Source organism: Citrobacter sp. Ce006, assembly GCF_030336535.1.
Lineage (GTDB): Bacteria > Pseudomonadota > Gammaproteobacteria > Enterobacterales > Enterobacteriaceae > Citrobacter > Citrobacter europaeus.
Map to the genome: position 1 here is coordinate 1 of NZ_JAOWDO010000075.1, position 12,663 is coordinate 12,663.

12 protein-coding genes are annotated in these 12,663 nt (G+C 48.0%); all 12 read right to left on the reverse strand.

From position 1 onward, the window contains the following. A partial coding sequence (locus OGV94_RS24920; protein WP_286524694.1) for a phage head-tail connector protein occupies positions 1-203 on the reverse strand: 203 nt, incomplete at its 3' end. After that, positions 184-561, reverse strand: a complete 378-nt coding sequence (locus OGV94_RS24925; RefSeq protein ID WP_286523148.1) for a hypothetical protein — start codon at positions 559-561, stop codon at positions 184-186. The genes OGV94_RS24925 and OGV94_RS24920, both read right to left, overlap by 20 nt. A gap of 97 nt (positions 562-658) precedes the next feature. Beyond that, a complete protein-coding gene (locus OGV94_RS24930; protein WP_286523151.1) occupies positions 659-1,945 on the reverse strand; it encodes a phage major capsid protein in 1,287 nt (428 codons plus the stop codon). A 72-nt stretch (positions 1,946-2,017) separates the two neighbouring features. Further along, complete coding sequence (locus tag OGV94_RS24935) at positions 2,018-2,938, reverse strand: S49 family peptidase (RefSeq protein ID WP_286523153.1); 921 nt, start codon at positions 2,936-2,938, stop codon at positions 2,018-2,020. A gap of 36 nt (positions 2,939-2,974) precedes the next feature. Next, on the reverse strand, positions 2,975-4,234 hold the full coding sequence (locus tag OGV94_RS24940; RefSeq protein ID WP_080625268.1) for a phage portal protein: 1,260 nt from the start codon (positions 4,232-4,234) through the stop codon (positions 2,975-2,977). Further along, a complete protein-coding gene (locus OGV94_RS24945) occupies positions 4,234-4,413 on the reverse strand; it encodes a hypothetical protein (RefSeq protein ID WP_080625269.1) in 180 nt (59 codons plus the stop codon). The genes OGV94_RS24940 and OGV94_RS24945 overlap by 1 nt, the downstream gene beginning before the upstream one ends. Continuing rightward, positions 4,407-6,128 carry a terminase large subunit gene (locus OGV94_RS24950; protein ID WP_286524699.1) on the reverse strand — a complete coding sequence of 574 codons (1,722 nt, stop codon included), beginning with the start codon at positions 6,126-6,128 and terminating at the stop codon, positions 4,407-4,409. The genes OGV94_RS24945 and OGV94_RS24950 overlap by 7 nt, the downstream gene beginning before the upstream one ends. Continuing rightward, positions 6,128-6,562, reverse strand: coding sequence for a phage terminase small subunit P27 family (locus OGV94_RS24955; RefSeq protein ID WP_080625271.1), 435 nt, complete (start codon positions 6,560-6,562; stop codon positions 6,128-6,130). Before OGV94_RS24955 ends, OGV94_RS24950 begins: the two co-directional genes overlap by 1 nt. A gap of 251 nt (positions 6,563-6,813) precedes the next feature. Next, positions 6,814-7,176 carry an HNH endonuclease gene (locus OGV94_RS24960; protein ID WP_286524702.1) on the reverse strand — a complete coding sequence of 121 codons (363 nt, stop codon included), beginning with the start codon at positions 7,174-7,176 and terminating at the stop codon, positions 6,814-6,816. A gap of 203 nt (positions 7,177-7,379) precedes the next feature. After that, positions 7,380-7,679, reverse strand: a complete 300-nt coding sequence (locus OGV94_RS24965; RefSeq protein ID WP_105179606.1) for a helix-turn-helix domain-containing protein — start codon at positions 7,677-7,679, stop codon at positions 7,380-7,382. Next, the gene (locus tag OGV94_RS24970; protein ID WP_286524704.1) at positions 7,669-11,997 is read right to left on the reverse strand and encodes an autotransporter outer membrane beta-barrel domain-containing protein; all 4,329 of its coding nucleotides are present in this window, start codon (positions 11,995-11,997) and stop codon (positions 7,669-7,671) included. Before OGV94_RS24970 ends, OGV94_RS24965 begins: the two co-directional genes overlap by 11 nt. A gap of 357 nt (positions 11,998-12,354) precedes the next feature. Beyond that, on the reverse strand, positions 12,355-12,663 hold a 309-nt coding region (locus tag OGV94_RS24975; RefSeq protein WP_286524706.1), incomplete at its 5' end, for a DUF2514 family protein.

A 12,663-nucleotide genomic window follows, 5' to 3' on the forward strand; every position in this document is an offset into this window, starting at 1 on the left:
TGGATATCTTCATCCGCCACAAAACCGCGTACACCTTCCGGCAGCGCCTGCAGTTCGTCATCGCTTCCCACCAGTTTGCAGTAGTAGTCACGTTCAATACTCTTTTGCGCCGCCGCCACCATTTTAGTGAGCATGCCGTCATGCTCTGTGAAATCCGGCTCCAGACGGAGCTGGATTTTCACATCATCCAATGTCAGTATCATGGTCATCGGCTCCCTTGCGGGGACTCAGCGCCTTTTCCGCATCTTCTGGCCATACCGCAATATGGCGTTCAACCAGTTTCTCTGCGTACTCAGCATCAAAACAGGCCGTATCACCGCGTGAATAACGATGATAGGGTCCCAGGAAAAAAACCGCTTTCCGCGCCACTTCTGCTCCCGTCAGGCCCGTAGTCCCGTTTGTTTCACTTCCGGTCAGTTCAACACCGGCATTATCTGAACCCGCTGCAGTATTCTGACCGTCATCCCCGTCCACTGAATTTTCCGGCGTCAGTTCATCCGGCTTTTTCACATCACCGGCTGCAGCCGCCGCTGCCGCTGCTTTTGCTGATTTCGTTGTCATCGTTTTGCTCCTGAAAAGAAAAAACCCGCTACTGCGGGCCTGGGGGATTACGTGCTTTTATTCTGTGCGACCGTGGTCGCACAGAGTGCAGGACCGGTTAAAACAGCACTTTTGTCCCGAGTACAAGACCTTCCGGATGACGGAAGCCGATATCGTGCTCCGTCACCACGCGGATCAACGACTGGTTACGGGAGAACGCGGAAACCAGATTTCCGTCCCCGTCCTGATAGGAGGCTTCCTGCGAGAACGACACCTTCATGTTGCCGTCTTCACCGATAACCACATCATTAAAGTCAGCGAAGTAAATTTCCGACTCTTTGCCTGCGTCACCGAGGTTTGCCGGGATAGCGCTGGTACGCTGAATCTGAAATCCCTTCAACATCCCCTGGGCCATTTCCGGGTAGACCTTGTTACCGTTACCGTCGCGCAGACCGAACAGTTTCATGTAGGTACGGTTCGACATGCCCCAGCCGCAGCTGATCATGTTGCTGTTCCCGTCCATCGCCATCAGGATAATATTGTCGAGATAGGTATCAATCGTCTGCAGATTAACCTCTGCAGCAGCTTCCCACGGCAGCAGGCGGTTCCACTCAGTTGCCCGCGCTTTCATACCGACAGGCGTATCACCGGTACCGTCATCGCGCATAAAGGCTTTATCTTCGCGAACAGAAATCGCGGTCAGAATATCCTGCAGGACCAGTTGCTCCACGTTGTAGCCGGCACGACCAATCAGCTGGTTGGAGATTGGCACCATTGCAATCATGGTTTTCGCAGTGAGTTTCACATCATCGAAGCGCGCTTCTGATGTTTTCGCATCCTTGCCTTCCCCGGTGTAGCTCGCCGTCGCACCACCGGCCAGACGCGGCAGCGCCATATTGCCATTCGGCAGCGGAATGGAGCGCGCGCCCAGCTTACGAACGATGGTGCGATCGCGCAGCAGTTCGATCACCTCGCTGTGCAGGTTTTGCGGAATAAGAACGCCACCTGACGCGGCGGCAGTATTGATGGCCATCGAGACAGACGGGTCATTCAGTTCTTCAGTTGCAAATGTTGCAGCGTCCTGGACGTTACCCTGTGCTGCCGCAATCGACATTACCAGACGGGTCATGCCTGCGCCGGTATATTGCTTTGGCTCTGCTTTAACGCTGATACCAGGGGCCTGCTGTGTACCTTTAACCGGTTTGGCAACAAGTGCTGCAGCACGTTCAGCCGCTTCCAGACGCTCAATTCTGGCACTGATATCCGTGAACTGCTGCTGCAGGCTGGCAAATTCGGTTAACTGCTCCGCTGTCAGCGTTCCACCGGTAGTTTCAATCGTGGCCAGGGCCTGTACCTGCTCATTAATACCCGCACGCTGACGACGTAATTCTTCAATCTGTGGCATAGTTTTCTCTCTTTTTGGTATAAAAAAAGCAGCCAACAGGCTGCTTTCTGGTAATGACGCGTTAGCGCCGGGTCACATTCTGGTTTGCAGGTCCATCGCGGCGGCCTGCAACTTTATAGAAGTGGTTTGTTGAGGTTGTTTGTACTTTGCTGCAATGGCATTAATCGCAGACTGAGGATCCGAAACTTCATCAGCAAGACCAGCAGAAATGGCATCAGCGCCGAAATAGATTCCGGCCTGCGTGTTAATCACCGTCTGAGGGGCAAGATTCCGGTATTCCGCTACAGAGGTAATAAACGTCTCGTACATATCGTCAATCATCCTCTGGAACATTCCCCGAGCGTCTTCACTCAGCGGCTCATGTTGTGTACCGTTATTTTTGTTATCTCCCCGAAAAATCGTGGTGAATGTTAACCCCATTTGCTCTTCCATCCTGGAAGTATCCAGGTGTTCCATGATCACTCCAATCGAGCCGACTCCACTGGTCTGGCTGACTACAATTTTGCTGCAGGCCGAAGCGATAAAGTAAGCCGCAGAATAGGCGCTGTAGTTCACAATTGCAGTAATAGGCTTAGTTTGACGTGACTGGAAAATATAATCAGCCAGTTCCTTGCATCCAACCGCCGCACCACCACCAGAATTTATATCCAGCACAATTTCACTGATGGAAGGGTCATTTAATGCAGCATGCACCTGGCTACGTATGCGCTCATAGCTGGTAAGTTCAGAACACATTGCAGTAATTTGCCCACGACGCGGAACCAGAATGCCGTGAACAGGAATAACTGCCATTCCACCAGCTGGTTGAACCAAATCTGGCGCCTGATTGTTATCAGGATCCTGCGTCATGTGAATTCCAGCCTCTTCTGATAATCCCTGAATACGGGGAACCAGCACAGCTTTTACAGAATCCATTGTCTGTCGTGTCACGTAATGCGGAACACCAAAGACCATAGCCGCCAGGTGCGGCAGATTAATTAAATTTTTTGTCATGATGTTTACCAGGTCAGCCCGCGCTGCGGGTGATATTCAGTTTCTGGACAGAATAGAGTTGATTTCTGCCAGTTGTTTTGCTGTTGGCGTGTTATCGCCAGGTAAGATTTGTTTACTGTCGACCATATTCAGAGGCGTCAGGTATTTGTCCCCTCCGGCGATGGGTGGAAGGTTCTCCATGCGGCGAATGTCGTTAACCGATAACCAGCCCCACTGGCGGCCTAGTGCATAAGATTCATAGCGTGACTTCTGATCCCCGCGCAGCAGGCCAGAAACATTGAATTCAATGTACAGATCACCGCGCTCGCTGGGTAAAAGCAGATCGCGCATTAATGCGCCTTCATGACGCTTCAGCCAGGCCAACAGCGTGTACATCACAAACTGCAGCCCCTGGTGCTCAATGTTGTTATTCGTGGCTTTCGCCAGCATCTGCACCATATGAGGCGGGATTTTATAGAGTCGGCACACTTCCTCCACGCCCCACTGACGGGACTGCAACAGCTGCGCTTTCTCATTGTCCTGAGATAACTGCTTGTAGCTCATCCCTTCCTGAAGCAATGCAACAGAGAATGCGTTCCTGACGCCGGAATATCTGTCCGTCCACTTTGCCAGCAGTCTGTCTATTGCATCCTGGTTTTTGATTGTCGCAGCTTCTTTTGGACGCTCAATAACACCGCTCATCGTCGTACCTCGACGAAAAACCTGAGCAGCATGTTCTTCCACAGCCAGGTTTAACCCAAGTACATCAGCATTTGTCTGGATTGGAGAACTGCCGATATAGCCATCGAGCGAAAATACTTTCACATGATGCATCATGCGCATTGGCAACGTTTCGCCAATTTCGGGGAGTTCATAATAGGGCATCCCGTCAGGCCCTTTCAGGACGATGACCTTTTTGGGGTTTACCGGGATTAATTCGCGTGGATACCCTTTCCCGTCCCTGTCGATGATCGAGTAGCAATTGCCCTCCAGCCCTAACAAGCCCTGTTGTTGCTCAAAATACTCGAAAGAGGTGTCCTTTTTATTAGGCTGGGAATGTACAAGATCATAAACGGGGTGGTCAGTAGCTCGCTTACGGGCTCCGTTAGCACCTCGTCTGTAAAGCTCACACGGCAGTTGTGCTACGGATTCAGCCAGAAGAGTTACACATGCCCGTACAGCTGATAATGCCATCGCAGTTTCAGGAGTTATGATTATCCCAGCCTTACTCTGACTCGAACTCACACCTCCCAGCATGGTTTCCCAGAATCCACCACCTGATCGCGATTTACCCCGAAACATCTGGGGGATAAACATTACTCACCCCCTGGTTTGTGAAATCCTGTAGATATGGATCTCGCAATTAAAAACGACCACAGCAGGCAAATTAAGCCGCCGGTAATAAATCCGACGGAGGGTGAAATAAGCCAGGCGCCGGTCGACAATAAGCCGACACCAACGAGGCCGATAATAAAACTCAGGACTGTGATTAACATGTAATATCTTCCTCATCATAAGCCGATTTAATTACTGTACTGTTCAGCATGGCCCGTCCGATCCCCATAAGTAATCCTACAGCACCATCAATTTTATTTTGCTTACCCTCCTTGCCGGGGCGGACAATATCATCGCTTCCAGGCAAATAACGCCCGATGACATTCTGGATGCACCAGTTCATGATAGGGTTACCGTCATGATGAAAACGTCCTGATGCCAGCGCGGCCTCGATTTCACGCATTGGGTCACTCATATTGGTGAAGTTTTGCCTGATCTCAACTGGCTCCAGCCCCTCCTCTTCAAGCATGTGTCGTAATGATGTTGCACCGTAAGGATCAATAGGACACTGAATGATTTTTACACGCTGACGTAATTGAAGGATTGACTCAAAAATAAGCCGATAGTCCACTTCCGCACCTTCTGTCGGTATCAGAACCTCTTGTTTAACAAATGACTGATAGCGGTCAGAAGTGGTTTTCAATGTGGGATCTGGTGAGTAAACCGTATCTTCAGGCACCCAGAACATCGGACTGACACAGTAGAAATGCGTAATACCATCCACTTCCCGTCTGAATACTGGTACGACCGCATTCAGGTCAACCTTAGACGCAAGGTCTATCCCCAACCAGCAATCTTCATCGGCGAAATCAGACAACTTGAGACTATTGTCCGCTGCAGCCATCCATTTTTGCAGATCATAGAAAACCGTCTTGGCACTTACCCACCGGTTAAAATGCTTGGTAAGAATTTTGTTCGTCTGGCTGGGGTTAGATATTCCAAGCAATTGTTTGGCGCGCAGGAAGTGTTCTTTTACGGAAATGCCAAAGTTTGGATTTGCTTTGATTAATGCTTCATGTTTTGTCCAGTCGTCATCATCATCAAGACCGTAAATAATACCGAAAATCGTTTCATTTTCTTCTCCCACCCGATTCCGGCGTAGAATTTCCACCACCTGCGCACGTTTCTCATAACACGGAGAAGTAATGTCATAACCCGCAGTTGTAATGATCAGAGTGATAGGTTGTTCCCTTGCCCCCATTCCTGTTGTCATAGTCGTATAAAGAGCATCTGTTTGGTGCTCGTGGTATTCATCAATAATTGCACATGAAGGGGAATCGCCGTCACCAGGATCGCCGATGACTGGCGCAAAAACAGCGCCATCCGGACGGGTCATTTTCTTCGCCCAGGGTTTGACTGAGTATTTTTGTCGCAATGCAGGGAGTTTTTTTACCATTTGTAGAGCGGGAGAGAAGACTTTCCAGGCCTGTTTTTCTGTAGTGGCGCCACAGTACACTTCTGCACCATGTTCCCCATCAGCGCAAAACATATAATTACCAACGGCAGCTGCAATTGCGGACTTCCCATTTTTCCTGGGAACCTCAATATATATTTCAGAAAAACGGCGGAATCCGGACTTCTTATTAACCCAACCAAATGGCACACCAAGAGCAAACTTTTGCCAGGGCTCAAATTCTATGCGTAGTTTATTCCTGGCCCATTCACCGGCCGTATGAGGCATCTTCTGAGCAAAGCGCAAAAATCGCTCGGCCTTGTTTTTATCAAACCGGTAAGGCCAGTCAGGATCCTTCGCACGTTCCAAATCATCAAGGTGTCGTTGACAGGCAAGCACAGTTAACTGACAAGCAAGGATCTTCCCGCCAACAACATCTCTTGCATACTGGTTCGCTGCATTGACGTTCGGATATGTAGCCATCAGTCAAACTCATCAAATTCATTCCCGTCATCGTCAGGAGCATTTCTGCCACTGGTCATTCTGATACGGCTGAGCGGATCTAATCCCAGAAGTGAGCCCAGACGGGCAATCTGGGAAACTGAATCATTTCGGACGTTAACTGCAGGATGTTTTTTTAATCCTCCCATTTCACTTTCAGTTGTCAGCCCTGAAGCCAGTAATTTTTCAGCTTCAAGCATGAGATGGAAGGCATTGCAGTAGGCTAAAAGTAAGGGGGCATCTTCAAGTTCAAATACGCCTCTTTCGATCAGGATTTTGCTCTGGGTCTTCCACATTCTTATAGCAGCCTCCCCCATTAACTCTGTAGGAGGTGCAATTCGGGTTAATTTACTTTTTTGTCCGGCGGGTAAGATGGGTTTTCTCCCCCCTCCAGACGATCGAATTCCACCAGCCATAACTCCTCTTTTAATAGGTGAAACCTACCGGAAAAAAGATCCTTATTTATGACGTGCAAAAATGGCCTTCAGGATGCAGTCCTGAAGTACGAAAGGGGTCAGGGATTTGATCCCCCCTCCCCCAGACATGCGTCTGCTTTAATAGAGATGAAAATCGTAATTCAGATTGCGGCGACAACAACTGCTCGCATTGTGCGAACAGGAGTTCGAAAAATAGCCACACTGCACACAGTATATATAATGGGCATAACTCATCGAATACGATCCCTTGCTGTCTTTGCTCTGTGGCATTCCCAGCACAACGACTCCAGATTAGCATCATCATCAGTACCGCCATGAGCTTTTGGAATGATGTGGTCAACGCTGGTAGCTTTCTTCGCTATCTTCTGCCGGCGATGGTTCTGACACAGGTATTTATCACGCTGAAGGATACGTGCTCGTTTTATTTCCCAGAGTCGCCCATATCCACGTTCTTGCCTGCTCTTTCCTGACTGATAATTCCGCCAGCCGTCACCAGCATGCTGCTGTCGGTGTTGGTCACAATATCCGCTGACATCGTTGGTGATTGCCGCACACCCTTTGTGTCGGCATGGGCGTTTAGCACGTGCTGGCATCGGTATTGTCCTGTTTGTTAGATACAAATTTTGTTGTAATCGGAGAGAAATACGGAAACGGCAACTTGCGGAGAATATTCATAAATAGCGAGAATCAGCACGGTCGCCGCCCCGTAACAAAGCGGTTCACTGAAAAGGATCCGCTTGCTCCTACCTCTTTTTTTATAAATAAAAGAAGCCCCTTAGAGGGGCTTCTTTTATAATTAAATATCTAATTTTGAAAGTACTATTGCATTTTGCTCAAGTAAGTCTCTGTAAAGAGTCGTATCGCTTATGATACTTAACTTTCTATATATAGACATTTTCCTAGAGGAAATAGTCTTAATATTCCCTCGTTCAATATCGGAAATGGTTTTAACATTGAAACCAATCAATAAAAACTCCAGTACCATATACTCTTTTTTATTCAAAACATCAGCAACCCATGGGCTAATACTCACGTTGAGAGTGACTTTAGGATGTCGTTGAGAATCCAGAACTGTCACTGACTCATTACCAGACATATTTAATCCCAACCATACCCTGCGTATCACTGTATCCTTGGTCACCCACCTGCTGAGCCACGTTACCCCACAGATTCAATCGCGACGTGATCTGCCCTTCCACACCCGCTTTCACTTCACCAATATTCTTCGCACCACGCATTTCATTACGCACGTCGTTCATCGTCACGCTGGAATTGTGTGTGTTATGGATCCAATTCACTTCGATAAACGGCTGAAAGGTCCGGTCATTATCATCATCGATTGCATTACGACCGTTGATATACCCTTTGATTCCCAGACGAGTCATCAGATTACTATCCGTGTCGTCTTTCACCAGGGTACCGTTCTGCTCCTGATGATTGTCAGCCTGCACATCCATCCATACTAACTGTGCTTTAGGCTGAATCCAGTAGCTGTCACGATTGCGCTGTGCCAGTTTCAGACTGTATCCGGTCTCCAGTGACGCCGTGATCCCACGTGATTTATATTTCTCTGTTGCCTGTCCCTGTCCCGACACGGTGTTGTCAAACCAGTTGTAAAGCATCCAGGTATCAACATACATCCCGCTTTTGTCCGCATCATTTGAATACCAGGTCCCGTACAGTCCCGAGCTATAACCGTTAACCTGCCCACGAGAAGTATACCCAGTCAGGTTTGATTTGCTGCGGCTCTGGCTATTGGCATATCCCCCCATAACACCAAGGTGCCAACGATCCAGTCCATCCGTACTCCACTGCGCCACATCGCCGCCAATCTGCAAAATATAACGGTTACTCTGTGTTCCGATCTGACCACTGCCGTCTTTAAAACGGGTATGCCCACCAGCATTACGCATCCACATGCTGGTGACTTTTCTCTCTCCGGTCAGAATATCTGTGTACTGAGTTTCTCCAAGACGATCATGCAAACGGGTCATAAACAGAGTGTTTGCCGCCAGGTTATTGGCAATATAGCTGCCCATTTCGGGACGTAGTTGTGATTCACCGCCAGGTGTACCTGGTTCACTCGGTTCACTCGGTTCACTCGGTTCACCGGGTTCCACCATTTCTGTCATGCTGGTCAGATACCAGTTGTTATGTGCTGAACCCTCGCCGCGAACCAGAGAGTAATCGTAAGCCCCAGCGACTATGCGTCCATCCTGAATGAACTCCCCATCAGAACGTCCCCCCACATTAATCAATTCAATACCTTCCAGAGTCTGCGCGCCTGAGCCCCCCGCATTGGAAACGCTAACACTTGTGGTGCCAGTGGTATCTCCTGCCACGCTCATATGGTCCGTGGTAGAAGCATCATCATTTAACACAGTATTAAAAATCAGATGTCCCTCATTGCCTGTATAGTCACCGTTGATCACAAGCTGATTGCCTGCCTGAGCGGTATCGGATACCCGGGCAAGTCTTACAAATCCACTGTTCGTCAGGCTACCGTTAATTGTAAGTATATCTGTACTTGCTGCTGCAAAAGTGCTCATCAGTGCCTGGCGAGAAACTGATTCCGCCGGAGATGCCCCAACCTGTAAGATCCCCTGATTACTGATGCTGCCGGAGACGGTACCATTACCCGCAAGGGAGCCTCCTTCAAAAATATTGACCTGCGAGGATGCCAGTGTGGCGGAATTATCTCCTGCCCCAAACGTCAGCCCTCCATGCAGGATGTCAGTCGTTCCGGTGTATAACGTGCTGTTTACACCCAGCGCCACTGTGCCAATGCCCTCTTTCCGCAGATCTCCGCTTCCCGTGATACTGTTATTGAGTTGCCAGTATTCATCGGTGGAGAGAGTCAGAAGCCCCTCGCTTTGGACAGCGGCATCACCCAAATGTGCAGCGCTGGATGCCATCAGATTACTGTCCTCATCAACCATGAAAACCCCGTTGAACTCGCTATTATTTCCTGCAAGTTTTACCTGACTGGCATTCAATGCCAGAGTGCCGGAGTTACTCAGATCGTTAGCCATCACGCCTTCCGCATCCGTCACGTTAAGCCGCCCCGCCAGATCAAGCGAACCAGTCCCCAACCCCTGAACCGAATTCAGGTTTACAGTGGCGATCTCTGCGATAGTGACATCTGCACTCAGCGAATCATTAGACCCATCCACTTCAAGGAATCCACCGTTCAGTGCAAGCGATCCACTTCCCGACAATTCGCCATTTATCAGCCCACCCTGGTTGATGATCAGATTTCCACCTTCTAGACTCACCAGCGCATCTTCCGAAATATCAACCAGTTCCACCGTTTGGCTGTATCCATTCATCTCAAGACCGGTATTCTGTGCCATTTGCAGCAGAGCCGTACTCCCCAGAACGTTATTATTCTGCATCAGGAGTCTGCCGCTACGGATATCCGTCGTCCCCGTGTAGTCATTTTCCAAATTAGACAAAGAGACCGTATTACCTTCTCCGGTGTCGATAGCCAAATCGCCTGTTCCGGTCAGTTTTGCACTCAAATCTGCCGAACTGCCAATACGGCCTTCACTTGCCAGCACCAGTGCATCACTCTCCTGACCCAGCAATTCCACCTGCGTCAGCCCGTAGTTGACATACAATCCGTCGTTGTTATCCCCACCTGTTAGTCGATAATCATAAGTCCCTTGTGCTACGACAATGCCGTTCTGGGTAATATCGCTGCTCGCACCACCGTTGCTTATAATATTGCCATTCTGATCGGCTAGCGTCAGATTCCCCCCACTACCAGTAACACTGTTACCAGACCCGAGTTGAACCAGGATGTTGCCATCATCCTGCTCAAGTAAGGGAATAGCGCCATCTGGCGTGGGTAAAACATTATGGAAATCACTAGCTGTGGTAATTTGCACTGTACCCTGGCCAGAAATATCCAGAGTTCCAGTAGTAAAAACTGTGTTATCACTTATTGTTTTTCCAGGGGTGACATCACCAAAAATCAGCGTGCCGCCGCCAAAGGATAGTCCTTCCAGATTTTGCTGACCATCTCCCACCTTTGTCACACTCTCAGCGCCAAGATTCAGTACCATATTTCTCAGCGCCACAGTATTCGTTCCTGCAAGTGAAAAAACCGTATCTTTCAGTGCCAGAACCCCGCTAAAAGCGTCCGTCAGGGTAGATGAGTTGAAATCGAAATTATTCCCACCGGTATCCACAGACAATGTGCCCTGTCCCGTCAGCGTGTTTGTAAAGTCCCAGTCCTGGGTGGTATCGATTGCCAGTGTTCCGTCGGTTAAAGAAACGACGTTGTTCCCGATATTCTTTTGGTCTGAAATAATGAGCGTAGCCGGGGCATCAATATTAAAATGCCCTTGGTACGCCGAATTGTCGCCTGAAAGAGTTGATACTCCACTCAGTGCATTAATGGTGCCATTACCACTGATATCTGCCGCGAGGGTAAAGTCACTGCTGGTGTGATTTAAATTTAAGACTCCGGTTCCTGAACCAAATTTAATAGATTGTGCATCAATTATCCCTGCTGAAACGGCTTGCTCACCGGATCTGGCCCCCACAGCCAGCTCTCCTATAGAATTCACGTTTGATGCAATACGAATTTCCGGTGCAATGAGCGTCCCTTCATCTGTAGCAATGGCGGTACCTTTACCATTTAATCCTATTGTAATAAACGTTCCCGCTTGAGCTATCGAGCCAGAGCCAGATACATCTAAAGTATTATCATAATTTATAGTTTCTGCTTGATTACCTATATTTATATTATTGGCCGTATGGGCTATTCCACCGTTAGTGATACTTAAAGTTCCATAGCTGTACGTTCCAACGATAATCCTAGCTGCGCTCCAAAGCTCGCTATTGACGCCATCAATAACAACGCTACCGGATGTTGTACCTGCGCCAATGGGACTATCACCAATCCAGACTCCACCAAATGAGGTGCTAGTACCATTATCAATTAGCTTACCACCATCAAGGATGCTGATATAACCACTACCATCTCTTGCTCCTATCCGTATCGCAGAGGAGGCTGTAGGGGTAAATGAAGCTATACTTCCTTCACCAGAAATAGTTAAAGAGCCAAATGCCGGGGTAGTCCCAACAGGACCATCAGATGATCCTCCGATATTAAATGGGTAAGTTGAACTAGCAGCATTTACATTTAGAAGCCCACCATTGATAACCTCAATTTTTCCGATACCACCGCCACGTCCTGCACTTAAGTAGGTTGTTGTAAATTCTCCACCGGTAGTAACAATTAATGTACCTTCGCTTTGGTATCCAACATTGGTACTTGTGTCGGTAACTTGTGTATCAATAATTAATGTTTGTCCATCAACGACATTGGTTGAATAAACATTCACACTAAAAATTGCAGATATAACCGCGAGAAAAACCTTACTCAACCTATGCTTCTGTGACATAACTTACTCCCAGGCGGTAATCAACCATAACTATAATTAGTAATTTTATATGGTCACGCGAAAGCGTGAGTTAACTAACTAATCTTAGTTTAGAAGACCAATTTAATATGTTTTATTTTATTCCCCTCTTAAAGGGAGGGTCTTTATACTAAAACGAAATTTCAAGTTAAAACTTGTTTTCAAAAATTTACAAAAGATACCTTACCCTCACTGAAAACTCATAAAAATCAATTATTTAAAAAAAGCACAGAATTGTCTGGATTTACAAAACAAATCAGACAATTCCAATAACTAAAAGTAGCATTATTAATTTAACGCTAAAAAACAAGATTAACCCATTGAATTTCTTGATAAGGATTAAGGTGGATTATGAGTATATTCACTTACTTCTTGAATCGATTTATATATTCTTTCACATGCTATTCCCGCTGTGTAACGTTGGTCAGCGATTGAAGCAATATATGTAGCTTCTGCTGCAATATTTCCAAGCATGTCGGCAAGCACTGCGGCGTCGGCTCCGGCTGTTTTGCTTCTGACGGTAGCGGCAAGATCTGCGGTGTGCTTTGCGGCATCCAGACGGGTAGCGAGCTTTGTTGCTTCGGTACGCAGCTGGTTAACAGTGGCAGACAGGCCAGCAGCAGTGGCAGCAGATTTAGCGGCTTGCGC